Origin of the sequence: Brevibacillus sp. BC25 (genome assembly GCF_000282075.1) — a bacterium.
GTDB lineage: Bacteria > Bacillota > Bacilli > Brevibacillales > Brevibacillaceae > Brevibacillus.
Genome location: NZ_AKIX01000083.1, coordinates 1 through 14,761, shown reverse-complemented (window position 1 = coordinate 14,761; position 14,761 = coordinate 1). Strand labels below are relative to the sequence as shown.

At 49.0% G+C, this 14,761-nt stretch carries 12 protein-coding genes; 2 read left to right on the top strand and 10 right to left on the bottom strand.

What is annotated here, in order from left to right:
• Window positions 1–41: 41 nt before the first annotated feature.
• Complete coding sequence (locus PMI05_RS21315; RefSeq protein ID WP_007726131.1) at window positions 42–674, bottom strand: nitroreductase family protein; 633 nt, start codon at window positions 672–674, stop codon at window positions 42–44.
• Window positions 675–800: 126 nt separating this feature from the next.
• Here PMI05_RS21315 and PMI05_RS21310 point away from each other — a divergent pair, with 126 nt between their 5' ends.
• Window positions 801–1,556 carry an SDR family NAD(P)-dependent oxidoreductase gene (locus PMI05_RS21310; RefSeq protein ID WP_007726129.1) on the top strand — a complete coding sequence of 252 codons (756 nt, stop codon included), beginning with the start codon at window positions 801–803 and terminating at the stop codon, window positions 1,554–1,556.
• A gap of 223 nt (window positions 1,557–1,779) precedes the next feature.
• On the opposite strand, the gene PMI05_RS21305 is transcribed toward PMI05_RS21310, so the two are convergent.
• From PMI05_RS21305 to PMI05_RS21285, 5 genes are all read right to left on the bottom strand, one after another.
• Entirely contained in the window at window positions 1,780–3,453 is a 1,674-nt protein-coding gene (locus PMI05_RS21305) for a b(o/a)3-type cytochrome-c oxidase subunit 1 (RefSeq protein ID WP_007726126.1), read from the bottom strand.
• 15 nt (window positions 3,454–3,468) lie between these two features.
• On the bottom strand, window positions 3,469–3,936 hold the full coding sequence (locus tag PMI05_RS21300; RefSeq protein ID WP_007726119.1) for a cytochrome c oxidase subunit II: 468 nt from the start codon (window positions 3,934–3,936) through the stop codon (window positions 3,469–3,471).
• A gap of 23 nt (window positions 3,937–3,959) precedes the next feature.
• Window positions 3,960–4,127, bottom strand: a complete 168-nt coding sequence (locus tag PMI05_RS30565) for a hypothetical protein (RefSeq protein WP_007726118.1) — start codon at window positions 4,125–4,127, stop codon at window positions 3,960–3,962.
• Window positions 4,128–4,324: 197 nt separating this feature from the next.
• Complete coding sequence (locus PMI05_RS21290) at window positions 4,325–4,981, bottom strand: response regulator transcription factor (RefSeq protein ID WP_007726116.1); 657 nt, start codon at window positions 4,979–4,981, stop codon at window positions 4,325–4,327.
• A complete protein-coding gene (locus tag PMI05_RS21285) occupies window positions 4,956–6,026 on the bottom strand; it encodes a PAS domain-containing sensor histidine kinase (RefSeq protein WP_007726114.1) in 1,071 nt (356 codons plus the stop codon). Before PMI05_RS21285 ends, PMI05_RS21290 begins: the two co-directional genes overlap by 26 nt.
• Window positions 6,027–6,187: 161 nt before the next feature.
• Here PMI05_RS21285 and PMI05_RS21280 point away from each other — a divergent pair, with 161 nt between their 5' ends.
• The gene (locus PMI05_RS21280; RefSeq protein ID WP_007726112.1) at window positions 6,188–6,703 is read left to right on the top strand and encodes a GNAT family N-acetyltransferase; all 516 of its coding nucleotides are present in this window, start codon (window positions 6,188–6,190) and stop codon (window positions 6,701–6,703) included.
• A 47-nt stretch (window positions 6,704–6,750) separates the two neighbouring features.
• Here the strand turns inward: PMI05_RS21280 and PMI05_RS21275 are convergent, their stop codons facing one another.
• The 4 genes from PMI05_RS21275 to PMI05_RS21260 form a co-directional block, all read right to left on the bottom strand.
• Window positions 6,751–7,725 carry a copper amine oxidase N-terminal domain-containing protein gene (locus tag PMI05_RS21275; protein ID WP_007726110.1) on the bottom strand — a complete coding sequence of 325 codons (975 nt, stop codon included), beginning with the start codon at window positions 7,723–7,725 and terminating at the stop codon, window positions 6,751–6,753.
• Between the two features lie 126 nt (window positions 7,726–7,851).
• The gene (gene yunB / locus PMI05_RS21270) at window positions 7,852–8,568 is read right to left on the bottom strand and encodes a sporulation protein YunB (RefSeq protein ID WP_007726107.1); all 717 of its coding nucleotides are present in this window, start codon (window positions 8,566–8,568) and stop codon (window positions 7,852–7,854) included.
• Window positions 8,569–8,598: 30 nt separating this feature from the next.
• Complete coding sequence (locus PMI05_RS21265) at window positions 8,599–11,403, bottom strand: calcium-translocating P-type ATPase, SERCA-type (RefSeq protein WP_007726105.1); 2,805 nt, start codon at window positions 11,401–11,403, stop codon at window positions 8,599–8,601.
• A gap of 107 nt (window positions 11,404–11,510) precedes the next feature.
• Window positions 11,511–14,761: DEAD/DEAH box helicase family protein (locus PMI05_RS21260; protein WP_007726103.1), on the bottom strand; the 3,251-nt coding region annotated here is incomplete at its 5' end.

Below are 14,761 nucleotides of genomic sequence, written 5' to 3'. Positions count from 1 at the left end.
ATATGAGGCGTGGATGAGTTTTTTGCTGTTGGAACACGATATTAGAAGCTGTTTTGAATGACCAATTCATCCAGACCAAAACGGGAAGTCGAATAGGCTTGCACGCTTGCTTTCCCCAAAGTCAGCATGAGTGTTGGCAAATAGCGGGATGGGATGTTCAGCTCTTTAATGAGCGCATCACGGTTGTAGCCACCCATCGGGCACGTGTCGTATCCTTTTGCTTTTGCCGCCAGCATGAGTTGCATCGCTGCATAGGACGAGTTACGGATTGCTTCATCACGCGCGATTTCCGGGTTGTTATTGTAAGCCCCTTCGATTTGCGCGATCATGGTCTCACGTACTTGCTCTGTAACGTAACCTTTTGCCATTGCTTCATCATAAACAGGGCGAGCAGACTTATAAGCCTCCAGATCGCCGAGAATGATGATGGTAGCGTAAGCATCCACTACCTGCTGCTGATTGTATGCGATTGGGAGCAGTTTTTCTTTGATAGCAGGATCGGTCACGACGAGAAAACGCCAATGCTGCAAATTCCAGGACGATGGAGCACTTGCTGCAAGACGCAGGATTTCGTTCAGCTCGCCTTGTGGAATTTTTTCATTCGGATCGTATTTACGCACGCTGTGACGGGCTTCCATTACCTGTTCAGCGGTAATTTTCAGTTCTGTATTCATGGTTGAATCTCCTCCATACTGTATAGTACGCTGTTAAAAGATACTACTTACTTTATTATCGTTACAAACATTTTGCAATTACTTTTTACATTTCGCTTCATACCCTATTGTTTGGAGGCACTCTCGATGAAATACACGGATAACATTGTCATCGTCACTGGCGGTGGCCAAGGCATCGGACGGGCTGTTGCCACCATGTATGCTGCCGAAGGAGCACATGTCGTCATCGCCGAGTACAATCGCGCAGCGGGAGAAGAAACGGCATCGCTAATCAACACGACAGAAGCTGTGAAAGGCACAGCACACTTCGAGCACATCGACGTCAGCGTGCCAGCGCAGATCGAACAATTGATGAGAACCGTCGATGAACGCTGGGGGCGGCTCGATGTTTTGATCAACAACGCGGGCTTGTCCGAATGGGAATCTCCCTATGAACTGACCGTCGAAGCGTGGGACCATATCTTGAACACGAATTTGCGCAGTGTCTTTCTCGCATCGAGAGAAGCAGCCAAAATCATGCGTCGCCACGGGGGAGGCGCTATCCTTAATCTTTGTTCGACGCGGGCGCACATGTCCGAGCCACACTCAGAGGCATACGCGGCTTCCAAAGGAGGCATTTTATCCTTAACACATGCGCTTGGTGTCTCACTCGGCCCCGATGGGATTCGAGTCAACGCGATCTCTCCCGGCTGGATTGAACACCGCGATTATGCCGCTCTTCGTCCCGGGGATCATTCCCAGCATCCGGCAGGTCGCGTAGGTACACCCGATGATATTGCCCGTGCCTGCCTATTTTTGACGCAAAAAGACAATGATTTCATCACAGGTACTGAGCTAATTGTAGATGGTGGTATGACCCGCAAGATGATATACGAGCCATAAGCTAAACCAATGTCCTCCCTCTTGAATATGTTGTGCTAACAAGAGAAAAAGGAGGAGTTGTATGCCATTTGAAGAGGAAGACCTCAGAATTCTCGCCCTATGGCTTTTGGCAATCGGGTATCTGATTCTTGCCTTTACCGAATTGGCAGCGCTAGATTTATTTTAAAAAAGGAGAGCCGCTCGCTTCCAAACGGAATGAGCGGCTTTTTTCGTACGTATCGTCTTACCAAGTCACAAAAGGCGGCGAGCCTGGTGCCTGGTGCTGAATTTGTTGCAAAATCGGATAACCGTAGGCGAGAATAATCAGGAAGGCGACCAATCCGATCCAAACTGGCCAGCGTTCCAAAATTTTTGGAACTTCTTGCGTCGTTTCTGTTTCGGCAATCGGATATTCCGTATTTCCCTTTGGTGCGTAGAAAGTGAGATACAGCAAGATGGCGATCAAGAGAATCGCGGATACGAACAGCAGTCCGCCACCAAACGCCATTACACGTTGATAATCCATCCAGCCCAAAGCTAACGGGTGGTCCATATACGTCGTGTAATCTGTGCGGCGCGGAGCCCCTTGCAAGCCCATTGCGTGCATGGCGAGCGACATCAGAAACATTCCTACTGCCCAGAATACCGTTTGTACCATTCCCATGCGATTCGCAGTCTTGGTCAACTGACGTCCAGTCAATGCAGGTATCAGCCAAAAACTGACGCCGAAGAAAGTGAGCGCCACCGCAGCTCCTACGGTGATGTGGAAGTGACCCGTAACCCAAATCGTATTGTGAACGACCGCGTTAATCTGGTTACTTGCGTTAATAATTCCCCCAGCTCCGCCAGGAATGAAGAACAGCATCCCAACAAATGGAGCGAAAAAGCGTACATCTGTCCACGGCAGTTTTTTCAACCATCCGAAAAGACCAACACCACCTCTTTTACGTCCGGTCGTTTCAAAAACCGCAAACATCGAGAAGGCTGTCATCAACGACGGGATAACGACGATCAGCGTCAATGTCACGTGTATCATTTTCCATGCTGGCGAAATTCCTGGCTCCATCAATTGATGGTGGAACCCGACTGGGATGGAGAACAAGAGCAAGCAGAGAAAGGCAAGTCGACTGAGCGAATCACTGAAGACGTGACCGCCAATGATTCTTGGTAAGCATACATACCACGCCATATAAGCAGGCAGTAGCCAGAAATAAACGAGTGGATGACCGAAAAACCAGAACAGCGTACGGCTGAGCATGACGTTAATCGTTGGAACCAGCCCGAGTGACCACGGGATAAGTTGGAACAGAACCTCAATCGCTACAGGAATTGTCGCTGTAATCCACAAGACATAGGTAGTTACACCCATGAAGACGAACAACGGGGACATTTTCCCTTTATTTTCGCGTTTCCATTTGCGATAGCTGGCAAAAACCCCGAATCCCGCTAGCCAGCTACCTACTACGAGCAAGGCAGAACCAATGTAAAAGTACGGAGATGCTTTCAGTGGTGCGTAAAACGTATAAAGGACAGAGGCTTCATTCAGCAGAATGGTGACAACAGCCATCAATGTCCCTACCGTCATGAGAATCCAGCCTGCCCATCCAAATTTCAGAGCGGCTCCGTGCAAGGAACCGCCTGTCGTGCGGGCGACTCCTGAGAAAATAAATCCGACGATGAAGTACGTGGTAAAAATAAGTGCCATCAACACGCCATGGGCGGTCAAAATTTGATAGTAATTTGTCCAGCTCGGTAGCTCCATGATTCCACCGCGAACCATGCCCTGTACCATCCCTGCCACAGCTGCCAATCCGAATGCAATATAAGCTACCCACACATAGGCCAAACTAAGCCTTGCCGCAGAACGCTGAACCGGAACATGGGGGAGTGTATCGTCGATCTTCCGTGCGATTACCATAGGATTCACCTACCTTTATTTCACAATAATCGTGGTCGCCATTACCTGATGACCTGCGCCACAGTATTCGTTACAAAGGATCAAATACTCGCCTGGCTCGTCAAACGTGTGTGTCGCCGAGCTGATGTGTCCAGGCAGAACCATGAAGTTAATGTTGGTCTCTGGAATCTGGAATCCGTGAATAACGTCTGGACTCGTGACGTGGAAATTCACCGTTGCGCCAACTGGTATTTCCATCTTGGTTGGAGCGAAGCCGAACGCAAAAGCTGTCATGTAAGCGTCGTATTCGTTGTCTCCTACCTGTTTCAAACCTGGTTTATCAAAAGGAGGCGTCTCCGTAACCTTCTCCGGATCAATCATTTCCATATTACTTGGCGGAGCCATCCCCATGGCAAACGCATTGACGCACAACAATACAATAAATAAGGCCAAACCTCCTGCGCCAAGCATCAACCAGATTTTTTCATATCGATGCAAATGCATAAGTACCCTCCTTTACTTCCTTATTACGCCCTATCCAGGAAAAGCCCGAATACACCCAACCAACCGACTAGAATGATACCTCCGACGATCAGAACCGCGACAAACGTTCCCTTCAAGTCTTCCTGGCCCGTTTGCAGCTTGCTGGATTTTGATTTCTTGTCTTTCGCCGCTTTGTCTACTTGCGTCTCCATCGCGCTCTTCTCCTTTCCTACGTGCCTCAAGGGCGCGGTGTAGTTTTCACGCCTTCATTCTACCGCTGGAACCCCTTGGAAGTAATTCGGGGAAATCCCCTAAAATGTTCCGGGAAACCCCTGATTTCGACCGTTTTATGACCATTTTCGGTCACAAGTTCGACACAAAAAAAGACGACCCCGTATTGGGATCGTCCTTACTCAAAATCCAGCCAGCCCTTCTTAATCGCATACCGCACCAAATCAGGCCGCGTACGCAGGTGGAGCTTTTCCATAATATGCGCTTTATGCGATTCTACCGTCTTGACGGAAACAGTGAGCTGCTCGGCAATTTCCTTGTTGCTAAAGCCCTTGGCAATCAAGACCAGCACTTCTTTTTCCCGATCAGTCAGGATGTCGTACTTGGCCTGCTCCTCACCGTTCTTGACCATTTGCAGAAATTCCTCGATCAGAGATTTCGTCGCAGATGGATACAAATAGGCCATGCCCTGATTGACCGAACGGATCGCCGTGATCAAATCGAGGTCAGGGGCGCTTTTTAAAATATAGCCGGCAGCACCTGCTTGCAGTACCCGAAACAAGTATTCCTCGTCATCATGCATCGTAAGCACAAGCACCTGAATGTCTGGTGCCGTTTCCTTCAGTCTGGCAGTTGCCGTCAAGCCGTTTTCCCCAGGCGGCATGCTCAAATCCATCAGGACGACGTTGGGCCGGACTTCCCATGCTTTTTCACATGCCTCTTTTCCGTCAGCTGCATAACCGACGACTTCCATGTCCTCCTGGGCGTTGATCAGCATCCCCAGCCCAGAGCGTACAATCGCATGATCATCAGCGATCAAGACGCGAATGGTCATCCTCTACCCCCTCCTTCGGCACCGGAATTCGGACGATCACCGTCGTTCCTTCCTCGGGTGCGGAGCGAATATCAACGGTACCACCAAGCAGCTGGGCACGCTCCTTCATGCCAAACACACCGAGACCTTTGCCGATTTTCAATGTTTTCTCTACTTCAAACCCTACGCCGTCATCCACAATCGTGACGACAATTTCCTTCTCCCTATTCTCGAACATGATTCCCAGATGGCTCGCCTTTGCGTATTTTGCCGTATTGGTCATGGCTTCCTGTACAATCCGGTACAGTGCTGTTTCCATCGCAGCGGAGTATCTGCGTTTTTCCCCCTGAACATGCAGCTCCACCTGGATATGAAACGTCTTTTCCACTCGTTTCATCAACGAACGTAACGCAGGCAGTAAACCGAGATCATCCAGTGCAGACGGACGTAGCTCCAGCGCCATGCGCTTTACTTCCTCCATCGCCTTGGAAGTCATATTCACCAATTCCGTGACATGCTGCATAACCGGCTCGCTCAACTCTCGTTGTCTGACTACGTTTAGTCCCACTAAAATACTATAAAGCGCCTGCCCTACGCCATCATGCAGCTCCCGGGCGATGCGCTTTCGTTCTTCTTCTTGTGCTTGGATCGCAAAATTCGTCAGCTTGTACTGGTAGCGCTCTTTTTCCACTCGCTGTTGCGCAGACATATCACGCATAATCATGACCAGCTTCCCCTGCGATTCCTCCTCTAGTCTCGCAGAGCTGGCAGCGACAGGGTAATCCACACCTGATTTCGTTCGTAGCCTCATCTCGAATGAAGGCATTTGCACGCGCTTAAAAAAGCAATCCGTGCAGCTCGTTTCTTCCATACACGTTGCCATTCCGAGACACAGCTCGCAAATATGTTTATCTCGAATCAGCTCTTCTTCTGTCCAGCCCGTCATCTGCTCCAACGCAGCATTGGCCTTTACGATTCGTCCCTCCTGATCAATTACCAGGATCGCATCACTGACGTTGGCAAAGATGGACTGCATTAGGGAAAGCACTTCACTCGACGTACCCATGCGCTCCTCCTTTTGAGACAATCATTCTAACGTTATTGTAAAGTTTCCATAAAAGAAAGTGTATCAGGGAATTCCCTTATCATCATGCAGATTGACTTTTTATAAAATTAGAATATCATCTAATTAGATTAATGACAAATTCATTGAAAGGAGCTTTTGACATGCCCAGCACTACTCCCTTCCCAGCCCATAGCGCTCGATTGGTTTTTCATCCCGTCACGGAACACGATTTCCCTGAACTGCTAGCGGTGTACAATTCAAACCCCGATTATATGGAGTTTGCCTTTGGACAACGGGTCGTCACTTTGCAGACAGTAGCTGATGACCATCAAGATAATCTGGCGTTTGCGGACTCCTACAGCTTTTCGATAAGAGAAGTACACGGTGCCGAGATCATCGGGATCGCCCAGTTCATTTTGCGTAATCCGCGAGATGGCCACCCTTGGCTCGGCCTCATCATGCTGCACAGCGCTTACCAGAGTCACGGGTACGCTAGAGAATTCCTGGATACGTTAATCGCCTGGTACCGGGAAAACGGCTACACCTCTCTGCATCTGGCCGTTTTGGAGAAGAATAGCCGGGTCGTGCCTTTTTACGAAAAATATGGTTTTGTTCTCTACGAGGAAAGAGAGACGGAAAAACACGGTCGCGTCATCTGTATGAAATACACAATCTAGTCATGAACGCAAAAAACGGGACAGCAAATGCCATCCCGTTCTTTCTCTTACTCTACTACGATTTTCTCAGCAGTACCGATAGGCGGCAGGCTTTTCGTCATCATTGGGCCGTAGAAGGCAACGACTTGCATATCCTCTTTCAGCTCAGCTGGCGAGAGTACTTTGTTGTCTCGCGCATTGATGATCACCGTTTTCTCAGTAATGTTCAAGTTGATTTTTTCTTGGGAGGTTTTGGTAATGCCGCGACCCTCTACGAGCATTTTGTAGTTGCCATCTTTGTCAGCGGCGATGCTCGCTACTTTTCCCGCTGTTCCCAGGACGTCCTGAGTCTCCAGGCTGCCTTTTACCGTGATGCTGAGCACACTCGTTTGTGGCGGCATGCTCATCGCCATGAATTTTTCGGTTGTCGCATCTACGGCCATACCCAGCTTCAAGTCTTCTGGCTTCAGCACTTTACCAGCTTCATCCGTAATTTTGGTGTCTGCTGTCAGGTGCAGGATGATGCCAGACTCATAGATGTTCAGTGTAACCGAGTAGCCTTTATCGGATTTGTTGATGTTCGTAATAGTACCTGTGCGCATAGGAGCGATTTCGTCCTCCACTACTGTCACTGTATCATCGGTTACATTCACGTCTGCTTGCAGGATTTCGTCTACGAATTTAACTGGCACATAGGTACTGCCATTCAGTACGCGAGGCTCTGCTCCCAGCGTTTTGTACATTTTTGCGAAAGGATAGCGATCCTCTCCTTCTTTTGCGTAGCTGGTAATCGCGCCTCTTTGCACTTCTGCTGCTTTTTCCTTGTCGTTCCAGCTTACTTTGAAACCGAGGGCTTCAGCAACAGGACGAAGTGGAACCAGTACGGTTTGTTGACCTTTATCGAAGATCGCATCTTGTGCGATTGCTTGACCGTTTATGTTAACAGACAGTTCTTTTACTGGTTCGGAGGTTGCAGATACCACGCTAGTTCCCAAAACGGCCAGTGCCGCGATTGTCATCATACCTGTACGGATTGTTTTCATATTGTTTATGCCTCCAATGTTCTTGCTTGTTTTTGTGTGTCTCTATTCATTGGACGGCACCATTTCAGAAACGTTTCAAATAAATTTTCATAGATGTGTAAATCGTTTGCGTATAAGCGAAAAACATCACGGCTGGCTTGGGTTCGTGTTGCTTGGGACTTGGTTCGTTCGCGGCATCGGCACATCGGGCTTCCCGGATGGATTATCGTACAAATAGGTTGGCACTTTGCCGACGATCAGCGCCTCGGAGACCGGGATTTCCGTGGTGACTGTTTGCTGTTTGGTTGCAAACGGAATAATGACCCGCAGATCGACTTCCACATAAATGTAGACCGTCACCAGCACCATGTTGATTCCCGCTTGCTTTAGCTTCGTTTCCAGCTTGGTTTTGACCGCGCCAATCGGAACGAACGACACCGGAATATCAGGCCCAAAGTGCTCCAGAAAGACGTTTTTGGTAGCCAAGCCTAGTGGTATGGTTGTCTTGACGTGCTCCTGCTCGAATTCCTTCAAGCGATTTTGAATACGGGCTGTCGTTTCCCCCACAATCCGGGAATACTCTTTGAAATTAAAATTCACCGCTTTGATGCTGCCATTCTCGTCTTTCTCCATAATGACAACTTCGTTGACGTCGACACCCTGCTGGGACATGCGTTTGGTGACTGCATCGGTAATGGCGAGCTTGGCGATCTGCTCTGCCTTGGCCTGGGCGATCAACATCAACGTCGGCTCTACCCTGCGTTCCACGACGATAAACAAAACGATAAATACCACAATAATCAGTAGGAGCCCAGCGAAAATTCTCCTTCTACGTCTTTTCCATCCTCCCCTTCTCAAGCGCACGATGGCTCCCTCTCCCCTTTGGTGGCTCGATTAGTCAGGACGAACCGTACGCATAGCTGGACGTTTTTCTTTGCTTGTGCGCTGTCTGCCACTGGTAAGCACCCCACCGATTCCCGCGACAAACGTAGGAACTCCTGCCGCGACCAAAATTAATGCCCAATCGCGCAGATTCAGATCTGTTGTTTTGAAGATCGGCTGGAGTGTCTCCATGTATACGACACCGATCACGAGCACGATCGACGAAAGCACGGCCCAGACGAGGTACTTATTTTCAAAAACATTGCGGTGAAAAACGCTATATTGACTCCGGCAATCGAAAACGTGAATCAGCTGCGCCATAACCAACGTAACGAAAGCAACAGTCTGGGCATGCACCAAGTCATTCGGATTCTCTTTGAGCGTCAGCCAGAATGCCAAGAGGGTCATCGCCCCGATTAGGAAACCACGGCTAATAATTTTCCAGCCCAACCCTCGGCTGAATATGTTCTCTGCCTTGTTGCGCGGCTTCTGATACATCGTATCTTTCTCCGCCTGATCGACGCCCAGCGCCATGGCCGGTAAGCCATCCGTCACCAGATTGACCCACAAGATCTGGATCGGCACCAAAGGCAAAGGAAGCCCGAGGAGCATCGCAAAAAACATGACGAGAATCTCGCCTACGTTGGACGCGAGCAAATAACGGATGAATTTTCGAATGTTGTCATAGATGTTACGCCCTTCCTCGACGGCGGCGACAATCGTGGCAAAGTTATCGTCGCGCAGCACGAGATCGGCCGCTTCCTTCGTCACATCTGTACCGGTAATCCCCATCGCGATCCCAATGTCTGAGGTCTTGATCGCAGGAGCATCATTGACACCGTCTCCGGTCATAGCAACAACATGTCCTTGGCTTTGCAGGGCACGGACGATCCGCAGCTTGTGCTCAGGAGACACACGGGCATAGACGGTGACGCGCTCCGCATACTCTGCGAGCTGCTCATCTGACATGCCATCCAGCTCCCGCCCCTCCAATACTTCTCCGTAGCCACGCATCAAACCAATCTGCCGGGCGATTGCTTCTGCTGTTACCTTGTGGTCACCTGTAATCATGACCGTCTTGATTCCTGCTTGATGGCACAGATTGATCGCTGGACGCACCTCTTCACGCGGTGGATCGATCATCCCTGCCATTCCGACAAAGACAAGATTGTTTTCCAGGGAGCCGATTGGCTGTCCCGGGCGGTAGCCTTGCAGCGTCTTATACGCGAAGCCCAGGACGCGCAGCGCTTTGCCTGCCATCCGTTCCGTTTGCTCCAGTACTTGGTGACGAAGCGTCGCGGAGAGTGGAATGAGCTCTCCCTTCCACAAAATGTGCGTCGATCTCGCCAACAATGCCTCCGCCGCGCCTTTGGTCAGCAGGGAATATACACCGTCCGTTCCCTTTTCGACGACCGACATCATTTTGCGATCAGAATCAAAAGGGAGCTCCTCCACACGCTGTCCCTGATTCTTCTGGTTGCTACGCTCCGTATTGCCGCCCAATGCCTTTGCGGCAAGTACCTTGAGAGCACCTTCTGTCGGGTCGCCTACGACTTGCCAAAAGCGTGACGTCTTGCCCATCCCGAGTAGATTGCGCGTGCTTTGCTCCTCGCATGTCAAACGGGCGTTGTTGCATCTGTCTGCGATTCGGATCATTTGCGAGAGCGCTCCGTCACGGGCGGGAGATACCATTTTCCCTAGATAGTGAAAGGCTCCCTCTGGTGCATAGCCGCTGCCGCTCACCTCATACGTGGAATCGCTGTGCCACACTTGGGTAACGGTCATTTTATTTTGAGTCAGGGTCCCTGTTTTATCGGAGCAAATGACAGAGGCGCAGCCCAATGTCTCGACTGATGGGAGCTTGCGTACGATCGCATTACGCCGGATCATCCGCTGGACGCCAAGCGCTAGCGCGACAGTCACAATCGCCGGCAAGCCTTCCGGAATCGCTGCCACTGCGAGACTCACCCCGGCGAGGAACATCGTAAACAGCTCATGACCATGCCAGACACCAGCAGCAATGACCACAATCGTTAACAGCAGTGCGACGACCACGAGAATTTTGCCCATTTGCTCCAAGCGCAGCTGCAATGGGGTTTCTGCTTCTTCCGCTGTATTCATCAAGTGCGCGATTTTCCCGATTTCCGTGCTCATCCCTGTCGCTACGACGATGCCGCTCCCTGTTCCTCCGGTCACCATCGTGCCCATGAACGCGAGATTTTTTTGGTCGCCAAGCGGTACAGTAGATGCCTGGGCTGTCTCCAGTCTTTTCACGTTTTTTCCGACGGGGACAGACTCCCCTGTCAACGCCGACTCCTCTACCTCTAGCCGATTGGCTAAAAGCAACCGCAAATCTGCGGGAATACGGTCCCCGGCCTCCAATTGCACCAGATCACCAGGTACCAGCCGCGAAGCCGGTATCATGGAAATGTTCCCGCCCCGGATGACGCGCGCCATCGGGGATGCCAGCTCCTTTAGCGCTTGCAAGGATCGCTCAGCCTTGGCCTCCTGAATAAAACCGAGGATGCCGTTAATGAGGATAATCGCGATGATCGCAATCGCATCCAAGTACTCTCCGAGAAAGTACGAGATCAGTGTTGCGATGAACAGGATGAGCACCATAAAATCCTTGAACTGATCAACAAAGACCGAGTAGAGAGGCTTTCGCTTTTGTTCAGCCAACTGGTTGGCACCTTGTTTAGCCAGTCGCCGCTCCGCCTCCTGCTGAGTCAACCCTTGCGCAGCATCACTATGAAGGGCTTCGGTCACGTCGGCCGCCGCCAGCGTGTACCATTTTCGAATTGGCTGTGTATCCACCTACATCTCCTCCATCCACTTCTCACTCATTTTCATGTGTATGCAGACGAGCTAGAAAATAAAACAACCCGTCCATTTATCTGGACGGGTTGTCATTTTCGTGTAAGCTAGCCTACGATTTTCACCGCATTCTCTTTGATCTGTGAAATCAACTCGATAAATTTCTTTTGTTTTGCCCCATCAAAAAGCTTGATAAAGCTCGATGGCTTATCAAAAGGTGGCTTCATAAGTTCAGACACATTTTCAATATAGCCATTCGAAACGACATAATCGACAACTTTTTTTACAAAAACGATTTGCGCTTGGCTCAGCGATTGATCATTAATAAACGCAGAGAACACCTCAAGTGCTGCATCGTACTCCAGCTTCGCTATTTTGCGCACCAGTAACCCAAAAGGTGTGTCTTGAAATTCTCGCTCATAATCATCAACGGTACCAAGCTCGCCTGTAAAAATACTCTCCAAGCTATCATAATCAGAAGCCGTCAACGGAATATTATTGCGAAGCTTATGAATAGCCAGATGATCACGGTTGTTATCAATATAGCGATTAACTTTCAACTTATAATCTTCAAAATCATACGCCTGATACAAGACCTCCCCCTCTTTGACGGTAAGAATCTCATCCGCAAGGTTGGTGTAGACCGGGCTTTTTCCACCTTCATCGATGATCAATTTCATTAAACTCCGAAGTTCCAATCGTACGTTCTCGAAGGAATGAATATCTGGACTCTGCCAAAACTCATCGGTTCCAATCGTATGAATAAGCGCTAGCTTCGCTTTAATCTGAGGAATCGTAGCCCGCTTTAAAAGTTCAAAAGATACTTCCATAAGCTGCTTCTTCCCTTTTTTGTATTGGGGCATTCCCTCAATCTTGGCGATCATGATTCCATACATAAAATTATCAAAGCGCTTGGCATATTCATCACTATCATCCATATAAACAATCGGAGCCACATAGGTACTCAGGTTGTGCTTATCTGTATCTGACAGACAGATAAAGGCTTCTTTACTTTTATACTTTTCAATATATTGCAGTTGCATTTTCACCGATATGAGTTCTGTATTCAAGGCATTGATCTGGTGGTGTACCGTATCGATCATACCTGTTCGAATCACCTGATAGGAATCATCCACAAAAGTAGCATGCTGCATCTGATGGATCAAGCGCACTCGTTTTGAAAAAATAGCTTCTGACAAACTTTGCGTTTCGTTTCCCATCAACCCTTCCTGATTGGCACGGAAGAATTCGAAGTTTCCTAAGTAGTCAAAGATGACGAAGTGTGTTTTATCCTGCTCTTCTCCAAACAGATTTTTGCGTAGTCTCGTACCACGCCCGATCATTTGCCAGAACTTTGCTTTCGAACGAATACGCTTGAAAAATACGAGATTCACAATTTCCGGTACATCAATACCCGTATCCAGCATATCCACCGACACAGCAATATGAGGTTCTTTCTCGGGAACTTTAAAGTCTTCAATAATCGATTGTGCATACTTATCTTCAGAAATGATCAGTTGGGCAAAAGTCCCACGATACCGAGGGTACAGCTCGTTAAAACGCTTCTCTATGTATTTTGCATGCTTCTTATTTTGAGCAAAAATGATCGTTTTCCCCAGCCTATCACCACCAGCGACTCTGATCCCCTTGGTCATCAAATCCTCTAGTACCATATCCACTGTCGCTTGATTGAAAATGTACTCGTTAACGGCAGGAGAGGGGATAAATTCAGGCATCACGCCGTCTTCGTCACTAAAGTCTTCTTCATAGCGAGCTTTGTCTTCTGCCGATAAGTCCTCGTAAGCAATTCCTTGATCTAAAAACTTCGTGGTAATTTCGATGTTATGGTACGGGACTAACACACGGTCTATTTCTACAGCCGTTTCATAATCATACGCATACGTCGGCACGCCACTTGCCATCTTAAAGAAGTCATACGTATTCCTATCGACCTCGGTCTTGGGTGTCGCTGTTAGACCGACGAGAATTCCATCAAAATATTCAAAGATCGCGCGGTATTTCTTGAAAATACTCCTATGCGCTTCGTCGATCACGATTAAGTCAAAATGCGCTGGCGTAAACAATCGCTTTCCGTCCTCATTTTTCACTGAATCAATGGCATTGAGCATCGTAGGATACGTAGAAAATACGATTCGCGCTGTTTTATCATCCTTGTTAGACAAGAGATTACACAGAGACATGTCCGGCAAATATTTTTTAAAGTCTTCTTTTGCTTGTTTGACCAATGCTTTTCTGTCTGCCAAAAACAACATATTCGTCACATGTCCACCTCTGGAGAGGACGTCGGTTAAGCTCGAAGCGGTTCTCGTCTTACCCGTACCCGTCGCCATGACGAGCAAATTTCTACGATGACCCGTCTCGATCGATTCGCTTACGGCTCGAATCGCTTCCTTCTGGTAGTAGCGATCTGTGATCTTATCATCAATCTGCACATCGGAAAGTGTTTTGCGTTCGCTGCGGCGGTTCATCAGTTTTTGCAGGTCACCCTTGGAGAATATACCGCTGACCTGCCGCTGTGGAGAAGTGACATCATCCCATAGATGCGTCTCAAAGCCATTGGTGGTGAACATCATCGGACGTCTGCCTGTCATCTGTTCCAGGCAGTTCGCGTACAACACCGCCTGTGTTGTCCCAGCCTTTGGGTCTATGGAGGTTCGCTTCGCTTCGATGATCGCCAGAGGAAGCCCGTCTTTTCCGTACAGGACATAATCGGCGTACCCTTTTCCGTCAGGCATACCGTATAGCTCTACTTCTTCTCTGACATCGTCTCCAAATACCCACCCAAGGAGTTTTAGGTCTACATCTATATATTTTTTGCGCGTCTCATATTCCGAAAGTTCATCTGGTGTGAACTGACGCTCTTCTTTATGTTTCACCTTATCAGCAGTCAGGCGGTCGCTCATGGCGGAAATCTGCGCTCGGAGGGCCTCAATCTCTGAGTCCTTTTGCTCAATCAGACTGTCTTTCTCCTTGATTTTCGCTTCGTCCAGAACGACCTTTTCGGCAGGGATTTTTGCTTCATTAAAGTGCCGCTCGTCGTAGCTGGAGCCGTAGCAATAATCGATCCACTGTACGAATTCAAAAAGACCAGCCAGGGAGAGAATCGCATCACTCCGGCTTACTGTCCTATCTGTATGTACCGCCAAATTTCCCAGCCTGATAATATAGGGCAGTTTACCCCATGTCTGGTTTTCCATCGCAAATCGGAAAGAAGGCTCGTGAATTAATGACTGCAAATTATCCTTGTAGGGCATCGTGATCGTATTGTCTGCGGAGTACACCCATTTTACTGCCAGTTCCAACGCTTTACGGCTGCCTACTGCCGCCATAGCTGGGG